General features: G+C 71.5%; 16 protein-coding genes. 3 read left to right on the plus strand and 13 right to left on the minus strand.

Annotated elements, in window-relative coordinates; translation table 11 throughout:
- Positions 1-37 precede the first annotated feature (37 nt).
- From sufU to ITJ59_RS07400, 6 genes are all read right to left on the minus strand, one after another.
- Complete coding sequence (sufU, locus tag ITJ59_RS07375) at positions 38-487, minus strand: Fe-S cluster assembly sulfur transfer protein SufU (RefSeq protein ID WP_194650475.1); 450 nt, start codon at positions 485-487, stop codon at positions 38-40.
- Positions 484-1,776, minus strand: a complete 1,293-nt coding sequence (locus ITJ59_RS07380) for an aminotransferase class V-fold PLP-dependent enzyme (RefSeq protein ID WP_194650856.1) — start codon at positions 1,774-1,776, stop codon at positions 484-486. Before ITJ59_RS07380 ends, sufU begins: the two co-directional genes overlap by 4 nt.
- A 143-nt stretch (positions 1,777-1,919) precedes the next feature.
- Positions 1,920-2,132, minus strand: coding sequence for an antitoxin (locus tag ITJ59_RS07385; RefSeq protein ID WP_123292323.1), 213 nt, complete (start codon positions 2,130-2,132; stop codon positions 1,920-1,922).
- Between the two features lie 96 nt (positions 2,133-2,228).
- Positions 2,229-3,512, minus strand: coding sequence for a chloride channel protein (locus ITJ59_RS07390; RefSeq protein ID WP_194650476.1), 1,284 nt, complete (start codon positions 3,510-3,512; stop codon positions 2,229-2,231).
- A 60-nt stretch (positions 3,513-3,572) separates the two neighbouring features.
- Positions 3,573-5,687: an alpha-galactosidase gene (locus ITJ59_RS07395; protein WP_194650857.1), complete on the minus strand. Its 2,115-nt coding sequence runs from the start codon at positions 5,685-5,687 to the stop codon at positions 3,573-3,575.
- 17 nt (positions 5,688-5,704) lie between these two features.
- Positions 5,705-6,688, minus strand: a complete 984-nt coding sequence (locus ITJ59_RS07400) for a magnesium and cobalt transport protein CorA (RefSeq protein WP_323749443.1) — start codon at positions 6,686-6,688, stop codon at positions 5,705-5,707.
- 154 nt (positions 6,689-6,842) lie between these two features.
- On the opposite strand from ITJ59_RS07400, the gene ITJ59_RS07405 reads away from it, so the two are divergent.
- Positions 6,843-7,643, plus strand: a complete 801-nt coding sequence (locus ITJ59_RS07405; protein WP_194650477.1) for a tryptophan-rich sensory protein — start codon at positions 6,843-6,845, stop codon at positions 7,641-7,643.
- Positions 7,644-7,814: 171 nt separating this feature from the next.
- Here the strand turns inward: ITJ59_RS07405 and ald are convergent, their stop codons facing one another.
- The 4 genes from ald to ITJ59_RS07425 all read right to left on the minus strand — a co-directional run bounded on the left by ald (position 7,815) and on the right by ITJ59_RS07425 (position 12,456).
- Positions 7,815-8,915 (minus strand): alanine dehydrogenase, encoded by a 1,101-nt coding sequence (gene ald, locus ITJ59_RS07410; RefSeq protein WP_194650478.1) that lies wholly within the window; start codon positions 8,913-8,915, stop codon positions 7,815-7,817.
- 128 nt (positions 8,916-9,043) lie between these two features.
- On the minus strand, positions 9,044-10,432 hold the full coding sequence (locus tag ITJ59_RS07415) for an FAD-binding oxidoreductase (RefSeq protein WP_194650479.1): 1,389 nt from the start codon (positions 10,430-10,432) through the stop codon (positions 9,044-9,046).
- A gap of 53 nt (positions 10,433-10,485) precedes the next feature.
- Positions 10,486-11,445: a helix-turn-helix transcriptional regulator gene (locus ITJ59_RS07420; protein ID WP_194650480.1), complete on the minus strand. Its 960-nt coding sequence runs from the start codon at positions 11,443-11,445 to the stop codon at positions 10,486-10,488.
- Between the two features lie 48 nt (positions 11,446-11,493).
- Positions 11,494-12,456, minus strand: a complete 963-nt coding sequence (locus ITJ59_RS07425) for a sugar-binding transcriptional regulator (protein ID WP_228511242.1) — start codon at positions 12,454-12,456, stop codon at positions 11,494-11,496.
- Positions 12,457-12,647: 191 nt separating this feature from the next.
- On the opposite strand from ITJ59_RS07425, the gene ITJ59_RS07430 reads away from it, so the two are divergent.
- A complete protein-coding gene (locus ITJ59_RS07430) occupies positions 12,648-14,393 on the plus strand; it encodes a glycerol-3-phosphate dehydrogenase/oxidase (protein ID WP_194650481.1) in 1,746 nt (581 codons plus the stop codon).
- Positions 14,394-14,493: 100 nt separating this feature from the next.
- Here the strand turns inward: ITJ59_RS07430 and ITJ59_RS07435 are convergent, their stop codons facing one another.
- Positions 14,494-15,150, minus strand: a complete 657-nt coding sequence (locus ITJ59_RS07435) for a histidine phosphatase family protein (RefSeq protein ID WP_194650482.1) — start codon at positions 15,148-15,150, stop codon at positions 14,494-14,496.
- A 28-nt stretch (positions 15,151-15,178) separates the two neighbouring features.
- The gene (ykgO, locus tag ITJ59_RS07440) at positions 15,179-15,301 is read right to left on the minus strand and encodes a type B 50S ribosomal protein L36 (RefSeq protein WP_022905672.1); all 123 of its coding nucleotides are present in this window, start codon (positions 15,299-15,301) and stop codon (positions 15,179-15,181) included.
- Positions 15,302-15,358: 57 nt separating this feature from the next.
- On the opposite strand from ykgO, the gene ITJ59_RS07445 reads away from it, so the two are divergent.
- Entirely contained in the window at positions 15,359-16,387 is a 1,029-nt protein-coding gene (locus ITJ59_RS07445; RefSeq protein ID WP_194650483.1) for a GTP-binding protein, read from the plus strand.
- A 203-nt stretch (positions 16,388-16,590) separates the two neighbouring features.
- Here the strand turns inward: ITJ59_RS07445 and ITJ59_RS07450 are convergent, their stop codons facing one another.
- Entirely contained in the window at positions 16,591-18,135 is a 1,545-nt protein-coding gene (locus tag ITJ59_RS07450; RefSeq protein ID WP_194650484.1) for an MFS transporter, read from the minus strand.
- Positions 18,136-18,146 lie beyond the last annotated feature (11 nt).

The following is an 18,146-nucleotide window of genomic DNA, read 5'->3' on the forward strand; positions in this document are numbered from 1 at the left end:
GGCCGTCAGATGGTCACGATCGCGAGCCGCACCCGACTCAGCGGGACGCGGTCGCCTCGCGCGCGGCGGCTTCCGCCGCGACCCAGGCGAGCATGACGCACTTGACGCGCATGACGAACTTCGAGACGCCGTGGAAGGCGACGAGGTCCTCGAGGACGTCCTCGTCGGGCTCGCCGACGCCGCGGGAGCGCATCATCGTGCGGAACTCCTCGGTCAGCGCGAGGAGCTCCGGGACGGTGCGGCCGACGGCCATGTCCGTCAGGACCGAGGCCGAGGCCATCGAGATCGAGCAGCCGTCCCCCTGCCAGGCGAGCCCGGCGATGCGGTCGGTGCCCGGCTCGAGGCGGACGCGGACGGTGATCTCGTCGCCGCACGTGGGGTTGCGCTCGAAGTGCGCGGCGTCGGCGTCGGGCAGGTCGCCGTCCCCGTGCCGGGCCTTCGCGTGGTCGAGGATGACCTGCTGGTACAGGCTGTCGAGGGCGTTCATGCGGTCGCTCCGAAGTAGCCGCGGACTTCGCCGACGGCGGCGATGAAGCGGTCGACGTCCTGCTCGGTCGTGTAGACGTAGGTGCTCGCACGGCTGGTGGCGGTGAGACCGAGCCGGCGGTGCAGGGGCTGGGCGCAGTGGTGGCCGGAGCGGACGGCGATGCCCTGCGCGTCGAGGTACTGCGAGACGTCGTGGGCGTGCACGCCGTCGACGTCGAACGACACCAGGCCGGAACGCGGGACCCCGACGGGTGGTCCGACGACGCGGATGCCGGGAACGGCGGCCAGGCCGTCGAGCATGCGCCGGGCGAGGTGCTCCTCGTGCGCACGGACGCGCTCCATGCCGATGCCCTGCAGGTAGCGGACGGCCTCGGCGAGGGCGACGGCCTGCGAGACGGGCTGCGTGCCGGCCTCGAACCGCTCGGGCGCCGGCATGAACTCCGAGCCCTCCATCGTGACGGTGGTGATCATCGAACCGCCGGTCCGGAACGGGGGCAGGGCGTCGAGCAGGGCACCGCGACCCCAGAGCACACCGATGCCGTTCGGGCCGAGCATCTTGTGCCCGGAGAACGCGGCGAAGTCGACCCCGAGCTGCTGGACGTCGAGCGGCCGGTGCGGCGCGGACTGGCAGGCGTCGAGGACGACCAGGGCGCCCCGGGCGTGGGCGAGCCCGACGATGTGCTCGACGGGTGCGACCATGCCGGTGACGTTCGAGACGTGGGCGAACGCGACGACCTTCGTGCGGTCCGTGATCAGGGCCGCGGCGTCGTCGGCGGTCCAGGTGCCGTCGTCGGCGACCGGGACCCAGCGGAGGGTCGCGCCGGTCGACGCGGCGAGTTCCTGCCACGGCACCAGGTTCGCGTGGTGCTCGGCCTCGGTGACCAGGATCTCGTCGCCCGGTTCGATGCGGAAGCGCTCGGCGTCGACCCCACCGCGGCCACGGCTGGCGTTCGCGATGCCGTACGCGACGAGGTTCAGGGCGTCGGTGGCGTTCGCGGTCCACACGACCTCGCTCGGGCTGGCCGCACCGATGAACCCGGCGACGGTGGCACGGGCGTCCTCGTATGCATCGGTGCTCAGGGCGGCGAGGGTGTGCGCGCCGCGGTGGACGGCGGCGTTGTCGTGCTCGAGGAACCGTCGTTCCGCATCGAGGACCTGGGTCGGTCGTTCGGCGGTCGCCCCGGAGTCCAGGTACGCCAGCGATTGCCCGTTCACGTCCTGCGCGAGGATCGGGAAGTCCCGTTTGATCGTCTCGACCTCGGCCTCGGTGAGCGGCTGGTTCGGCGCCACGACTGTCACGTCTCGTCCTCCTGGAGTTGCTGTCCGGAGCAACCCGTCCATGGTGGCCGTTGTTCCCGACGGCGTCCAGTCGGCCGCTCCGGACGGCGACGGCCCAGGACCGCGCCGGGTCCTGGGCCGTTGCTCGGTGCGGGTTACTCGTTGCCGATCTTCTTGTCCGCTGCGTCGCGGGCACCGTCGATCTTGTCGTCGTACTTGCCGCCCGTGGCCTTCTTGACCGCGTCGGCGACGCCACCGAGGACCTTGTCGCTGATGTCCTCGGCCTTCTCGCTCTTCAGGGCGTCCTGGACCTTGTTGTCCTTCAGGAAGTCCTGGGCTTTCTTCGTGATGTCGTCGAACCCCGCCATCGGATGCTCCTCGTCTCGGTGCGGAGCCCGTCGCCCCGTCCTGCCGCAGATCGTAGGCCGCGCCACGGCGATCTGTCCCGGAACGTGACGGAACGTTCACACCATCTGGGCGCTCCGACGACGAGCGAGGACGTAGCCGACGGCGACCGCACCGGACACCGCGAGCAGCGACGGGATGAGGATGTCGGTGCCCTCCTGCGTGAACTCGACGACGAGCACGAGCGCCGTGAACGGTGCACGCATGGTGGTCGCGAGGAACGCCGCGGCGCCGACGAACGCGAACGCCGCCAGGCCCGGGCCGTCGGCTGGCCAGAGCAGCAGCCACGCACCGCCGAGCCCACCGCCGATCGCCGACCCGATCGCGATCGACGGGGTGAGCGTGCCACCGACCGCGCCCGCGCCGATCGTGGCCGAGGTGGTGATGGTGCGGACGATGCCGAGCAGCAGGAGCAGCACGATCGGAGCGAGCCCGGCGACGGTGCCGTCGTCGAGCGAGGCGTTCATCGCGACGAGCCCGAGCGCGCGGCCGTTGCCGAGGATCTCCGGGAACGGCACGGCGATGAGCCCGACCATCGCGAACACGACCGGCAGGACGACGAGCAGGTGCCAGCCCTTCGGCGCGATGCCCTGCAGCCGGTTGGTGAGCTTCACGAACCCGACGCCGGCCAGCCCGAGCACCGGCCCGACGATGATCGCCCAGACGAGCAGGGACGGCGACATGTGCATCGCGGGCACGTGGTAGAGCACCTCGTCCGGGATCACGAGCCGGGCGACGAAGGCTGCGACCGCACTCGTGGCGAACGCGGGCAGGGCCGTGGTGAAGCTGATCTCGCCGAGCAGGACCTCGACCGCGAACAGCGCCCCGCCGAGCGGCACGTCGTACACCGCGGCGAGGCCGGCGGCAGCACCGCAGGCGACCAGGATCTTGGTCTCGCGTGGGGTCAGGCCGGCACGACGGGTGACGAGCTGGGAGAGCAGGGCGCCGACCTCGCGCGGAGCCACCTCTTTGCCGATCGAGGCGCCGAGGCCGACGGCGACGATCTGCACGCCGGCGTTCGCGATGGTCGCGAGCACGGGCATCCGCTTGCCGTCGACCCCGGCGGTGACCGACACGATCGGACGCCCCCAGCGGCGGAGCGCCCACCAGGCGAAGCCCGTCAGGACACCGGCGGCCACGAGCGCGAGGAACCGGTTCAGGGCCGACGGAGCGTCCGCCGCCTCGAGGTGCCCCCCGAAGCCGTACCCGAAGGCGACGAACTGGATGAGCTGCAGGGCGAGCCACACGGCGATGCCGGCGATGCCGCCGGAGACGCCCACCAGGGCGGTGACGACTGCGAGCTTGAGCGCCCAGACGGGGGTCGCGTGTCCGGAGCGCGGCATGTCGAGAACCCTAGCGGCTCCGACGACCCGACCCGGGCCTCCCGGTCGACCCGCCCGCCGTCAGACGGCCGTCAGACGGAACGGCACCACGCAGTCGGCGGGCATGAGCGGCGGGTGCAGGCCGACCGTGCCGAGCACACGGCCGCTGAAGACCCGCGCACCGGACCACCAGGCCGGCCGGACGATGCCCTCGCCGTCCCCGACCACGATCGGGTCGACGCGGTACGACACGTCCGGGTCGAGGTCGCGGAAGGTGACCCGGCCGGTGCCGGACACCTCGGAGCGGCCGATGCTCGCCAGGAAGAACACCGCCTGCCGCCGGTCGGGCGCGACCGTGCCGTAGACGAGTCGCGAGTCGTCGACCTCGTCCGTCCGGACCAGGTCGCCGCCGTGCAGCAGCCCGCGCAGCTCCCGGTACAGCGCGATCCACTCGGTGAGCGCTGCCGACTCGTCGGCGGTCGCCTGGGCCAGGTCCCACTCGATGCCGAGGTGCCCGACGAGCGCCGTTCCGGCCCGGAACGACAGGTCGTGGACGCGACCCGTCGAGTGGTTCTTGCCACTGGCGATGTGCGCGCCGAGGAGTTCCGGCGGCAGGAGCTGCTGGGTCCACCGGTGCATCTGCTGGCGCTCGAGCGGATCGATGTCGTCGGACACCCACACGCGGTCGGTGTGCTCGATGACGCCGAGGTCCACCCGTGCCCCACCCGACGCGCACGACTCGATCTCGAGCGACGGGAAGCGCTCCTTCAGGGTCGCCATCAGCCGGTAGGTCGCCAGGGTCTGCTGGTGCACCGCAGCGCCACCGCCGGGGAAACCCGCTTCGAGCAGGTCGCGGTTGTGGTCCCACTTGACGTACTCGATGCCGTACTCGCCGATGATCGCCGTCATCCGCTCGAGGACGTACTCGTACGCCTCGGGGATCGCCAGGTCGAGCACCTGCTGGTCACGGGACCGCATCGGCAGCCGTCCGTCCGCCTGCATGATCCACTCCGGGTGGGCACGGGCGAGGTCGCTGTCCTCGTTGACCATCTCGGGTTCGAACCACAGGCCGAACTCCATGCCGAGTGCCCGGACCCGCTCGATGATCGGACCGAGCCCGTCGGGCCAGACGTCCTCGTCGACGTACCAGTCACCGAGCCCGAGGTGGTCGTTGCGGCGGCCGCGGAACCACCCGTCGTCCAGCACGTACCGCTCGACGCCGAGGGCCGCGGCACGCTCCGCCAGGTCGGTCAGCCGGGCCAGGTCGTGGTCGAAGTACACGGCCTCCCACACGTTGATCGTCATCGGGCGCGGGGTCGTCGGGTGCTGCGGGCGGCTGCGGAGCCACCGGTGGAACCGACGTGCCTGGTCGTCGAGGCCGGTGCCGTGGGCGAAGTACACCCACGGCCCCTCGTACGTCTCGTCGGTGCCGAGTCGGACCTCGCCGGGCAGCAGGAGCTCGCCGCCGCCGATCACCTGGCGGCCAGTCGACAGGCGTTCGGCGTGGTGCCGGTGGTTCCCGCTCCACCCGGTGTGCACGCCCCACACCTGTCCGTGGCCGAACCCGAAGCCGGGCTCCCCCACCGTCAGCACGGTCGCGGCGTCGGCGCCCGTGCGCCCCTTGCGGCTCTCGCGCTGGTGGGTGCCGACGACGAGCGCGCGGCGCTGCGGGGTGCGTTCCTTGCCCCAGCGGCCTGCGAAGTCCAGGATCTCGCGCGCACCGGACGGGATCGGCATCGCCACGGTCAGGTCGTCGACCGTGTAGTCGCCGGCGGCGGTGTTCGTGACGGCCACGCGGGCACGGACCAGTCCGGAGACGAGCACCTCGATCGTCACGCGGACCGCCAGCCCGGCGGTGTCGTCGACGGCGTCGGCCGTGACCGTCGTGTCGGTGACGTCCAGCGACCGGACGGTGAACGCCGGCGACCAGTCGCGGCCGTCACGGTGCCCGGACAGGCCGGGGCGCCCGCTCCAGCCGCGGTTCGGCTCGGGCAGCACCGCGACGCGGACCGGGTCGTCCATCTCGTTCTGGGCGACCGGGGCGACGTCGGCGTCGACGAGCTCCGTCAGGGCGTCGGCGTCGAGCGGGCCGAGCGCCTCGCCCCAGTGCACCACGGCGGGCAACGCGGCGTCGCGGCAGTCGAGGACGAGGGAGACGCCCCCGGCGGTCAGGTGGACGAGGTCGTCGTGCGGGATCACCGCCCCAGTCTTCCTCAGAACCAGCGCTTGACCTTGAACACCACGTACAGGATCGCCGCGAACAGGACCATCGCGACGATCGACAGCGGGTACCCCCAGGTCCAGCCGAGTTCGGGCATGTGCGTGAAGTTCATCCCGTAGATGGCGGCGATGAGCGTCGGGGCGAACAGGATCGCCGCCCAGCCGGAGATCTTCTTCGTGTCGTCGTTCTGCTTCTGCGCCGCCAGGGTCGAGTCGACCGTCAGGGCGTTCTGCAGCAGCTGCCGGAAGGTGTCCAGCCGCTCCACCGTCCGGATCGCGTGGTCGAGGACGTCGCGGAACCGACGCTGCATCTCGATCGGCAGGTGGTACTTCTCCGCGCCGCGGTGCAGGTTCTCGATCATGTAGACCAGGGGACGGGCGGCCCGCTGGAAGTCGACGACCTCGCCGAACAGCTCGTAGACGCGGCGGGAGACCCCGGCCTCGCCCGAGAACAGCTGGTCCTCGATCTGGTTGATGTCCTCTTCCAGCCCGTCGATCACCGGCACGTAGCCGTCGACGATCGTGTCCATCAGCGCCCAGAGCTGTGCCTGCGGCCCGACCGTCACCAGGCCGGGCTTGCCGCTCATCCGCTGCAGCGCCCGCGGGACCGTGGGCTTGCCGCGCGGATCGGCCTTCACCACGACGAGGAAGAAGTTCTCGCCGACGAAGGCGTGCACCTCGCCGAACGCCACCTCTTCCTGCTGGTCGTTGTAGAGCGCGGGCTTGAGGACCACGAAGAGCGTCGAGCCGTAGCGCTCGAGTTTCGGCCGCTGGTGCCCCTCGGCGGAGTCCTCGACGGCGAGTTCGTGCAGGCCGAGGGCGACCGCGACGTCGCCGAGCTCCTGGACGTCCGGCTGGTAGAGCACGATGCACGCACTCGCACCCTGCTCGTCGAGCATGCGGAAGGTGTCGTCCAGCGACGGACTCGCCATCGGGGCGATCCGGTCGACGTACACGGTGTTCATCTCGACGCTCACGGGACCACCGTACGCAGGGTGACCAGCTTTCGGACTGGAGGCCCGTGGCGGGCCCGCCACGGGCCTCCCGTCCTGCCTGAACGCGCGCTGCACGACCAGCCGTCGCCGCCGCCTACGGTGCAGGTGTTCAGCATGCTGATGAAAGGGAACGGTCATGAAGAGGATCTGGAAGCGCATCGCGGTCGCCGTGAGCGCCGTCGTCGCGGTGGTCGGGGCGTTCGTCGGGTCGGGCGCGGCCGGCGGGACACCGATCCAGGACGCCGCCGGCGGCGCACTGTCCGCGTCGTCGACGGCGATCGCGTCGGACGGCCCGGCGTTCTCGATCTGGAGCGTCGTCTACGTGGGGCTCATCGCCTACGCGATCCGCCAGCTCTTCCGCACGTCCGACGACGACCGGCACACGAAGCTGGCGGTGCCGGCGATCCTGTCGCTGCTGCTCAACGCGGCGTGGATCCTGTCGGTGCAGTTCGGGTTCCTGTGGGCGAGCGAGCCGATCATCGTCGCCCTGCTCGCGGTGCTGGTCTGGACCTTCGCGATCCTGCGGCGGACGAAGCCCTCGGGGGTGGTCGAGGCGATCGTCACCGACGGCACCTTCGGCCTCTACCTCGGGTGGGTGTGCGTCGCGACGGCGGCGAACACGGCCGCGGTGCTGACGGCCGCGGGCTTCCGGGGCTTCGACCTCGGGCAGGACGTCTGGGGCGTGCTCGTCGCCGCGGTCGCCGGGCTCGTCGGGCTGCTGCTGGCGGTGTGGGGTCGGGGCCGCCTGGCGCCGATGACGTCGCTGGCCTGGGGTCTGGCGTGGGTGGCGGTGGCGCGGCTCGACGGGCCGCTGGTGTCGACGCCGACCGCCGTCGCCGCGGTGGTCGCTGCCGTTGCCGTCGTGGTGGTGACGGTCGCCGTGCGGGCGCGGGCTGGCTGGTCCGGCGCACGCGGGCTGGCGGCGCGCACGGCCTGAGCGGAGGGCGGCTCGCCGCGGTCCGACCCGGTCCGTCCCGGCAAACCGACACTTCTCGCAGCGCCGAGCCGGTCGGTGCCGCAAAAGCGACAGTGTGCCGCGGATGTTCCGCGGCAAACTGTCGCTTTCGCGTTCCAGGGCCAGAGACGCGCGCCGACCCCGTGGCCGGACCTACCGCGCGGAGGCAACGAGCCCGTGCGCAGCAGCCACGGCCTCGTTCGTGACCTGACCGGCGTGCACGTTCAGCCCGAGCGCGAGCGACGGGTCGGCGGACAGCGCTGCCTCCCACCCGCGGTCGGCGATCGCGACGGCGTACGGCAGCGTCGCGTTCGTCAGCGAGATGGTGCTCGTACGCGGGACGGCGCCGGGCATGTTCGCCACGCAGTAGTACACGGTGTCGTGCACCGCGAACGTCGGGTCGTCGTGGGTGGTCGGGTGCGAGCCCTCGAAGCAGCCGCCCTGGTCGATCGCGATGTCGACGAGCACCGATCCCGGCCGCATGTCCGCGACCATGGCGTCGGTGACGAGCTTCGGCGCGGACGCCCCCGGGATCAGCACCGAACCGATCACCAGGTCGGCGTCGCGCAGGGCCTCCGCGATGGCGTGCGCCGACGACCGCAGCGTCGTGACCCGTCCGTCGAACCGGGCGTCGAGCGCACGCAGGCGCGGCAGGCTGATGTCGAACACCGTGACGTCGGCACCCATGCCGAGCGCCATCGTCGCGGCGTGCTCCCCCGCGACGCCGCCGCCGATCACGACGACGCGACCCTTCGGCGTGCCCGGGACGCCGCCGAGCAGCAGCCCGCGTCCGCCGTTCGTGCGCATCAGGTTGTGGGCCCCGACCTGGGCGGACAACCGCCCGGCGACTTCGGACATCGGCGACAGCAGCGGCAGCGAGCGGTCCGGCAGCTGCACGGTCTCGTAGGCGATCGCCGTCGCGCCCGAGTCGAGGAGCGCGTCGGTCAGCGGACGGTCAGCGGCCAGGTGCAGGTACGTGAAGAGCACCTGGCCCGGACGGATGAGCGGGTACTCCGAGGCGACCGGCTCCTTGACCTTCAGGATGAGCTCGGCACGCGACCAGACCTCGTCCGCGGTGTCGACGATCTCGGCTCCCGCGGTGCGGTACTCGTCGTCGGGGAACGCCGACCCGGTGCCGGCACCGGCCTGCACGAGCACCCGGTGGCCGTGCAGCGCCAGTTCGGCGACACCGGCCGGGGTGGCCGCCACGCGGTACTCGTTGTTCTTGATCTCGGTGGGGACGCCGATGTGCATCGCAGACTCCTTCGTGGGTGGTGCTCTCGTCCCCACCATTCAGCGCCGGATTCGTTGCAGCGAGGTTACAGCCGAACATCCGGATGCCCGATCGCGCATCCGTGCGAAGAGATTCGGCAGGTGACGCCTCAGAAGACCTTGCCCGGGTTCAGGATGCCCGTCGGGTCGAACACCCGGCGGATCCCCCGCTGCAGCTCGAGCACGTCGTCGCCGAGTTCGTCACCGATCCACCGACGCTTCAGCACCCCCACCCCGTGCTCCCCGGTCAGGGTCCCGCCCAGCTCGATCGCCGCCCGGAACATCGCGTCGGCGGCGTCCCACACGTGTGCGGGCACCTCGGCACCGTCGAAGACGAAGTTCGGGTGCAGGTTGCCGTCGCCGGCGTGCGCCACCGTCGGGATCGGGACGCCGTGTTCGCGGCCGATCGCCTCGACGCGGGCGAACATCTCGGCGAGCCGGCTGCGGGGCACGGCGACGTCCTCGATGAGCACCCGGCCGCGCGACTCCATGGCCGCGTGGAAGGACCGGCGGATCGTCAGCAGGCGCTCGCGTTCCGCCGCCGACCCGGCCAGGTGCACGGTCCCGCCCTCGGCCTGGAGGCGCGGCACGGCTCCCAGCGCCGCCTCCGTCGCACCCGGGCCGTCGAACTCCACGAGCAGGAAGACCGCGCCCGCCGCGGTGCTCCCCACCGTCTCGGCGATCACCTCGGGTCCCAGGTACGCCGCGATCCCCTCGAGCGCCAGGGCGTCCAGCAGTTCGACCGTCGACGGCCGGTCCGCACCGGCCACGACGGCCGCTGCCGCGGCGGCGGCCTGCTGCACGGTCGGGTAGACGGCCCCGAGCGTCGCGGGCTCCCCCGCCGGGATCGGCACGAGGCGCACCGTCGCGCCGACGATGACGCCGAGCGTGCCCTCCGACCCGACGAGCAGCGCGGTGAGGTCGAGGCCGGTCACGCCCTTCACTGTGCGGTGGCCCGTGGACACGAGCCGGCCGTCCGCCAGCACGACGTCGAGCCCGAGCACGGCCTCGCGCGTGACGCCGTACTTCACGCACCGCAGGCCACCGGCGTTCGTGGCGATGTTGCCGCCGACACTCGCGATCGCCGCGCTCGCGGGGTCCGGTGCGAAGCGCAGTCCGTGCTCGGCGACAGCGGCGTTCAACGCGCCGTTGAGCACCCCGGGCTCGACGACGGCGAGCTCGTCCACCACCGACACCTCGACGATGCGGTTCATCCGGGCGACGCTCAGCACCACTGTTCCCTCGGTGCCGTTCGCGCCGCCGGCCAGGCCCGTGCCCGCGCCGCGCGGGACGACGGGGACGCCCAGGGCCGAGCAGGTCCGGAGTGTCGCCTGCACGTGCTCGACTGTGCGGGCCTCGACGACGGCGACCGGGCCGCCGGGTGCGATCCAGCCGGACTTGTCGGTCCGTGCGGCGTCGAGCACGTCCGGGTCGGTCCGGACGACGGCTCCGTCGGGGTCGTGCAGGGCGGAGCGGAGCGCGGTGACGACGGTGTCCATGCCGCCACGCTACCGGCGCGGGGTGCGCTCCCCCTGCCCGGTGCCCACGCCGGTCAGCGCGAGCGGAGCGACTCGCTCGGCAGCTCGCCGAACCGGGCACGGTACGTCGCCGAGAACCGTCCGAGGTGACCGAACCCCCACGACCGCGCGACCTCGGCGACCGAGGTCTCGTCGCGCGCGCCGCCGAGCAGATCGGACCGCGCACCGTCGAGACGGACCCCACGCAGCAGGTCCCCCGGGGTCTGCTCGAGGTGCCGGCGCAGGGACTGCTGCAGGCCGCGCGGGCTGAGGCCGGCGGCAGCGGCGATCTCCGGGGTCCCGATGGGTTCGCGCGCGTGCTCGTGCACGAAGTCGAGCGCGCGGCGGAGTCGTCGGTGCTCCGGGCCGCCGCCCGGCACCGACGACCGCCACCGGTCACGCCGCGGGAAGGCTCGGATCGCGGCGGTCGCGAACGCCTCGGCGATGTCGCGGCGCGCGATCGGGGTGAGCTCGTGGTCGACGTCGAGCCACGTCGACGCGTGTCGGCGCACCACGGCCTGCCACGCGGCCAGGCCCTGGACACCCGGCCGCTGCACGGGGTCGAAGGCGAAGTCGTCCTCGCCGACCAGCGCCCGGACGAAGTCGCGGTCGAGGTGCAGCAGGTTCAGTGCGATGTCGCGGTTGTGCGACGCGTACGCCTCTCCGAAGGGGAGGACCACGGGCACCCCCACCTCGACCTCGTGCGTGACACCGCCTGACTCGATCCGGCTCGTGCCGCTGCGTGTCCACGCGACGACGAACTGGTCGTCGACGTGGCACTCGGTCCGCAGATCGACCAGGAACCGGGTCGATCGGAGCGAGAGACGCTCGTCGCCGACCGCGGCGAAGTCCCAGTGGGCACGCTGCTGGGTCCGTCGGACGGACGGTGCCCGCAGGTCGTAGTCGCCCCCGAAGAACGCGAGCGCCTGGTCGACGTCGCTGCCGACCACGCGGCGGGAGTACCGATCACGCGGTCGGTCGATGGAGAGCACCATGCTCGCCAATGTAGGTCGAACCACCGACAAACCGGGTCGGATCCTGACTCAGGGCTGCAGGATCGCCTGCCCGACGCTCTCGTCCAGGATCAGGTCGGTGACCAGCCCGGACGCCAGCGCACCCCGCAACGACGCGGCCTTCGACCGGCCCGCGACGACGCAGACCCGACGCGGAGCGCGCTTGATGATGTCGAGGTCCGGACCGCCGGCGCGCGCGTTCACGCCGATGTCCCGCCACGACCCGTCGGCGCGGTAGAACACCGTCGAGACGTCCCCGACGACCTGGGCCTTCGTGAGCTCGTCACGGTCGGCCGGGTCGAGGTACCCGCCGGAGTAGACGTGCGACGGCACCGGGGCCTGCGGGGCGCCGACGCCGAACACCACCAGGTCCATCCGCTCGTGCAGGTCGAGCACGCGGCGGATGGAGCGCTCGCGGAACAGCGCCTCCTTCGTCGCCGGGTCGTCGAAGAACGCCGGCACCGGGAACTGCTGCACGAACGCGCCGTACGCCTCGCCGAACCGCCGCAGGATCTCCGAGGCGTACACGATGCCCGTGGTCCGGGTGTTCGCCGCCCCGTTGATCTGCACGACGGTCGAGCCGTGGGTGGTCTTCGGCACCAGGTACCGGCTGACCGCGCTCACCGTCGATCCCCACGAGATCCCGATCACCATGTTCGACTCGACGTACTGCGTCAGGATCCGCGCGGCGGACAGGGCGACGCGTTCCAGTCGGTCGACGTCGCTCGTGTGGTCCGGCACCGGCACGACGTGCGCGTGCACTCCGAACCGCGACCGGATGCTGCGGCTCAGCGCGGCGGCCTGGTCGAGGGGCGATCGGATCTGGATGTCGACGAGACCGGTGTCCCTGGCGTACTTCAGCAGCCGCGACACCGAGGAGCGCGAGGTCGCGAGCTCGTCGGCGATGGCGTCCATCGTCAGGTCCTGCAGGTAGTACAGGTGGGCGGCGCGCAGCGCCTGCTGCGTGCGCATGGGCTGAGCCGCATCGCTCATGGTGCTCCGATCTGTCGAACGCAACCATGCACGGACGTGCACGGCCTCTGCAACCCCTGTCGCGCCTCCCGGCCCCCGGATCGGGGCGGACGACACGTGTGCTGCACGTTCGTGCAAGCAAGTTGCCCGGCCTCTCAAACGGGCGCACGATCGATCCTGACCACGAGAACCGACGAAGGAAGCGACGAACCATGTCGAAGAAGACACAGCCCCGGAACACGGTGACCGCCCTCACCGAGCGCCCGAACGCGCAGGTCCTCGTCGTCGGCGGCGGCATCAACGGCATCGCCACGTTCCGCGACCTCGCCCTGCAGGGCGTCGACGTCGCCCTGGTGGAGCGCGGCGACTACGCCTCCGGTGCGTCCGCCGCGTCGAGCCACATGATCCACGGCGGCATCCGCTACCTGGAGAACGGCGAGTTCCGCCTGGTGCGCGAGAGCGTGCAGGAGCGCAACGGCCTGATCCGCATCGCCCCGCACTACGTCAAGCCGCTGCAGACGACGATGCCGATCTTCTCGACGTTCTCGGGCATCATGAACGCCCCGCTGCGCATGCTGACGCACAAGCAGCGCTCCACCAAGGAGCGCGGGGCGATGCTCATCAAGATCGGCATGACGATCTACGACTCCTTCTCGCGCGACGGCGGCTCCGTCCCGAAGCACGTCTTCCGCACCAAGAAGGCCGCGCTCGAGGACATGCCCGCCCTCAACAAGGACCTGAAGTACACGGGCACCTACTACGACGCGAGCGTGCACGAGCCCGAGCGCCTGGCCCTCGACGTCCTCAAGGACGGCCTGGCCGCGGGAGCCGACAAGGCACGCGCAGTCAACTACGTCGAGGCCGCCGGCACCCGCGACGGCGGCGTGCTGCTCCGCGACCGCGAGACCGGCGAGGAGTTCGTCTTCTCCGCCGAGGTCGTCATCAACGCCTCCGGCCCCTGGACCGACCTGACGAACGAGGCGTTCGGCGGCGAGACGAAGTTCATGGGCGGCACGAAGGGCTCGCACATCGTCGTCCAGAACGACGAGCTGCTCGAGGCGACCAAGGGCCGCGAACTGTTCTTCGAGAACGACGACGGACGCATCGTCCTCATCTACCCGCTCAAGGGCCGGGTGCTCATCGGCACGACCGACATCGACGCCGACCCATCGAAGCCGGTCACGACCACCGACGAGGAGATCGACTACTTCTTCGGGCTCGTGAAGCACGTGTTCCCGCAGATCGACGTCACCCGCGACCACATCGTCTACAGCTACTCCGGCATCCGCCCGCTCCCCCGCCACGAGGACACCGCCCCCGGCTTCGTGTCCCGTGACTACCGGATCGTGGACACCCAGATCGCCGGCCTGCCGGGTTCGACCGTGCTGTCGCTCGTCGGCGGCAAGTGGACGACGTTCCGTGCCCTCGCCGCGCACCTGTCGACCGAGGCCACCACGAAGCTCGGCTTGGCCCGCAAGGTCGACACCACCGGCATGGCGATCGGCGGCGGCAAGGAGTTCCCCACCACCGACGCGCAGCGCGCCCTGTGGATCACCTCGCACCGTGACGGACTCGACGAGTCGCTCGTCGAGGGCCTGCTCGAGCGCTACGGCACCCGTGCCGCCGAGGTCGTGGACGTCCTGACCGACGGCCCGGTCGAGGCCCTCGAGTCCGACCCGTCGCTCACCCGCGCCGAGGTCGCCTACTTCGCACGCCACGAGCAAGCCGTCCACCTGGTCGACGTGGTCCTGCGCCGCACGAACCTGGCGTTCGTGGGCGGTGTCACGATCGACCTGCTCGACGAGCTGGCCGACGTGCTCGCGACGACGCTCGAGTGGACCCCCGAGGAGCGCGCGGACGAGGTCCAGCGCACGCTCGACGTGCTGCGCGAGGCGCACCGCGTGATCGTGCCGCTGACGTCCGCAACGGCACAGGCGTCGGCGTCGCAGCTCGCGTAGTACACGCGACCACGAGGCGGACGGGAGGCCCGGTACCAGCTGGTACCGGGCCTCCCGTCTGTCTTGGGTTGCGTCTCGGTCACTTGGTCGCGACCGCGCGTCAGTAACGCTCGCCGGTCGGGTCCAGGGCAGTCCGGTCGATGAGCTGCTCGCCACCGATCGGCTCACCCTCCCAGTCGACCAGGTGCCAGCCGTCGGCGAACGAGCCCTCGAGCTCGACGATCCCGGTGTTCTCCAGGTGCCGCTTGGTGCCGAAGTGGTCCGGGGTGTTCTGCGCGGCCGCACTGGCCCAGGTGCGGATCGCCGCGCCGTGGCTGACGGCCGCTGCGACCTGCACGCCGGTGGCCTCGATCTGCCGCACGGCGTCGTCGTAGCGCTCGAAGAAGTCGAACCCGCTCTCCGCGCCGGGCATCCGCGTGCTGCGGTCGCCGTGCGACCAGCCGTGCACCGTCGAGATGTACAGCTGCACGGACACGGTGTCGGTCTTGCCCTGGGTGTCCCCGGCCTCGATCTCGCGGAGCCCGGGCAGCACGACGGGCTCGAGGCCGAGCGACGCCGCGAGCGGCGCCGCCGTGATCTGCGTCCGGACCATCGTCGAGGCGAAGAGCCGCTCGATCCCCCGGTCGGCGAGGGCTGCCGGCAGGGCATCCGCCTGCTGCTGGCCGAGCTCGGTCAGACCCGGTCCGGGCACCACGGCGTCGAGCACGCCGTTCACGTTCGAAGGGGTCTGGCCGTGGCGGATGAGCAGCAGTCGCATGGATCCACCCTAGGGACCACCGCCGACGTCAGCCCTGGCGGGTGTTCCAGCGCGGGTTCTGCTTGTTGATGACGTAGACGCGGCCGCGGCGCCGGACGACCTGCGAGCCGGGGATCTTCTTCAGTGCCTTGAGCGAGTTGCGGACCTTCATGGTTCTCCTCCGTCGGTGTCCTCCTGTTGAGAACGGTTTTCAGGTAGGGTACCCGACATGCGTGCTGCTGCCATCACCCTCGTCACCGCCCTCCACGAGGTCGACGCCGACCGCGTCGCCGCCCGGATCACCACGGGGCACCGGATGCACGTCGACGGGAGCGCGTTCGCCGCGGCCCGTGCCGTCGCCGAGCGCGCCGACCACCTCGACCGCGTGTGCGGCCCCGACGCCGACCACGGACTCGTCGTCACGCTGCAGCCCGGCTCGGACGCCCGCGCCGTGGGCATGATGCTCGCGAACGCCGCCCGCTCCGAGACCGGTGACGACCGGGTCCTGCGGCACGTCGTCGGGGTGCTGCGGGCCGACGACGTCGCACACCTGCTGTGGTCCGACGTCGACGACGCGTTCGTGGCTGCCGACCGGGTGGCGTCGCTCGTCGAGTACGCGACCGTCATCGTGCTCGACCGGCTCGCCCCACTGTCGCTCCGCCGTCGGCGGACGCTGGTCGCGCTGCTGCACCGGCTGGCACCACAGGCCGTGATCGTGGGGTTGACGGCGATCCGGACCGCGCGCGACCTGCCGGCCTCGAACGGCGGAGCCGCACGGGTCCTGGCATCGGGAGCCGGGTGGATGCGGGCACTGTCGAGCGGCGCCGACACCGGCCGGGACACCCGCGACGACCTGGTCGCGTTGCGGTACCGGGAGCCGCTGCCGTTCCACCCCGGGCGACTCGCAGCCGTCATCGAGCGTGACCTGGCCGCCGGGGCCTCGGGACGGGTGCTCCGCTCGAAGGGGTTCTTCCGGCTCGCCTCACGCCCGGACCACGTCGGCTCGTGGTCGAGCTTCGGGGCGATGCTCGCGCTCGACCCCACCGCGAACCCGTCGTGGGACGCCGATGCCCCGATCGGGCAGGCCCTGTGGTTCGTCGGCGAGCGGCTCGACGTGCGCGCGATCGAACGAGCCCTCGACGGCGCGCTGCTCACGCCCCCGGAGCTGCTGGCCGGGCCGGACCTGTGGCGCGGGTGGGCGGACCCGTTCCCCGTGTGGCCCGCGGTGGACCCGGCGTCGGAGCACCGGCACGACTGAGGGCGGGAGCGCGACTGCTCCGACTCCGGCTCCGACTCCGACTCCGACTCCGACTCCGAACGACATCCTCGACGTCGTGCGACGACCACGATGTCGTTCCCGCCCCCGTGCAACAGCCCGCGCGTGCAACGAACGACGAGGCCGATGTCGTACGACATCGACCTCGTCGTTCCGAGTCGAACGACCCGCGAGCGCCCCCAGCGTCAGCGCGTCGGCGCGACCTCGGCCTCGGCCTCGGCCTCAGCGGCGTCGCCCGCGGCCCGGGCAGCGGCGTCCTGCGCGGCGAACGGCAGGTCCCCGAGGTCCAGGTGCGGGTTGGTGTCCTGCGTGAGCACGAGTTCCTTCGCCTCGGCCTCGGTCTCCACCGCGGGCATCGACCCGGGCAGGGGACGGCGCGAGGACTCCTTCATGCAGAAGACGCCGATCGCACCGACGACGCTCATCGCCATCAGGAAGTACGCCGGAGCGAGCTCGTCGCCGGTCACGGTCAGCAGCGCCTGCACGATCAGGGGCGTGGTCCCGCCGAACACCGCGATGGCGATGTTGTAGGCGAAGCCCATGCCGCCGTACCGCGTCGAGGTCGGGAACAGCGCCGGCAGCGACGCCGCCTGGTTGGACACCCACAGCGCGGTCATCAGTGCGAGCAGCCCGAGCCCGGCCAGCGTGGACCACTGCGCCCCGTGCCCGATCAGCATGAACGCGGGTACGACGAGCACCACGGTCGTCGCGGCACCGATCCACATCACGACGCGTCGGCCGAGCTTGTCGGACAGCTTGCCGGTCAGGGGCAGCATCACGGCGAGCAGCACGAGCACCGGGATCGTCAGCAGTGTGCCGTCGAGCGCTGAGTAGCCGAGCGAGTCGGTCAGGTACGTCGGCATGTACGAGGTCAGGGCGTAGCCGACGGTGTTCGACGCCGCGACGAGCATGATCGCGATGACGATCGGGCGCCAGTGCTGGCGGACCATCGCCACGACGTTGGCGGGACGCTGCCCTTCGGCGTCGGCACGCGCTTCGGACGACGCTTCCTGCGCCGCCTGGGTCGCCTGGAACACCGGCGACTCCTCGATGCGCAGCCGGAAGTAGATCGCGACGACACCGATGACACCGGCGGCCAGGAACGGGAAGCGCCAGCCGTAGTCGACCATCGCGTCCTCGCCCAGGGTGATCTGCAGGACCGTCACGACAGATGCCCCGAGCGCGAAGCCCATGTAGCTGCCGAAGTCCAGGATGCTCGCGAAGAACCCGCGGCGACGGTCGGGGGCGTACTCGGTGACGAAGGTCGTCGCACCGGCGTACTCACCACCGGTCGAGAAGCCCTGCGCGAGCTTCAGCACGACCAGGACGATCGGCGCGAACACCCCGATCGTGGCGTAGGCCGGCAGCGCCCCGATCAGGAACGTCGACGCGGCCATCATGATGAGCGTCGTCGCCAGCACCTTCTGGCGCCCGATGCGGTCGCCGAGCCGCCCGAAGACGATGCCGCCGAGCGGACGGGCGATGTACGTCGCGGCGAAGACACCGAGGCTGAACAGGATCTGCACGGCGGGCTCGGCGGTCGGCAGGAACACCTTCCCCATCGTGACCGCCAGGTAGCCGTAGACACCGACGTCGTACCACTCCATCGTGTTGCCGACGACCATGCCGCTGACCGCGCGGCGCATCATGCTCTTGTCGACCACGGTGACGTCGCTCTCACGCAGTCGTCGGTGTGGTCGGGTGGGGGTACTGCTGGGGTCGGAACCCATGCATCGCTCCT

The organism is Curtobacterium sp. VKM Ac-1393 (assembly GCF_015350995.1).
Lineage (GTDB): Bacteria > Actinomycetota > Actinomycetes > Actinomycetales > Microbacteriaceae > Curtobacterium.

Excerpts from the sequence above, each read along its gene's own strand:
- sufU (WP_194650475.1), bottom strand. The coding sequence starts at position 487 with ATGAACGCCCTCGACAGCCTGTACCAGCAGGTCATCCTCGACCACGCG.
- ITJ59_RS07385 (WP_123292323.1), bottom strand. The coding sequence starts at position 2,132 with ATGGCGGGGTTCGACGACATCACGAAGAAAGCCCAGGACTTCCTGAAG.
- ITJ59_RS07390 (WP_194650476.1), bottom strand. The coding sequence starts at position 3,512 with ATGCCGCGCTCCGGACACGCGACCCCCGTCTGGGCGCTCAAGCTCGCA.
- ITJ59_RS07405 (WP_194650477.1), top strand. The coding sequence starts at position 6,843 with ATGAAGAGGATCTGGAAGCGCATCGCGGTCGCCGTGAGCGCCGTCGTC.
- ald (WP_194650478.1), bottom strand. The coding sequence starts at position 8,915 with ATGCACATCGGCGTCCCCACCGAGATCAAGAACAACGAGTACCGCGTG.
- ITJ59_RS07415 (WP_194650479.1), bottom strand. The coding sequence starts at position 10,432 with ATGGACACCGTCGTCACCGCGCTCCGCTCCGCCCTGCACGACCCCGAC.
- ITJ59_RS07420 (WP_194650480.1), bottom strand. The coding sequence starts at position 11,445 with ATGGTGCTCTCCATCGACCGACCGCGTGATCGGTACTCCCGCCGCGTG.
- ITJ59_RS07425 (WP_228511242.1), bottom strand. The coding sequence starts at position 12,456 with ATGAGCGATGCGGCTCAGCCCATGCGCACGCAGCAGGCGCTGCGCGCC.
- ITJ59_RS07430 (WP_194650481.1), top strand. The coding sequence starts at position 12,648 with ATGTCGAAGAAGACACAGCCCCGGAACACGGTGACCGCCCTCACCGAG.
- ITJ59_RS07435 (WP_194650482.1), bottom strand. The coding sequence starts at position 15,150 with ATGCGACTGCTGCTCATCCGCCACGGCCAGACCCCTTCGAACGTGAAC.
- ykgO (WP_022905672.1), bottom strand. The coding sequence starts at position 15,301 with ATGAAGGTCCGCAACTCGCTCAAGGCACTGAAGAAGATCCCCGGCTCG.
- ITJ59_RS07445 (WP_194650483.1), top strand. The coding sequence starts at position 15,359 with ATGCGTGCTGCTGCCATCACCCTCGTCACCGCCCTCCACGAGGTCGAC.
- ITJ59_RS07450 (WP_194650484.1), bottom strand. The coding sequence starts at position 18,135 with ATGGGTTCCGACCCCAGCAGTACCCCCACCCGACCACACCGACGACTG.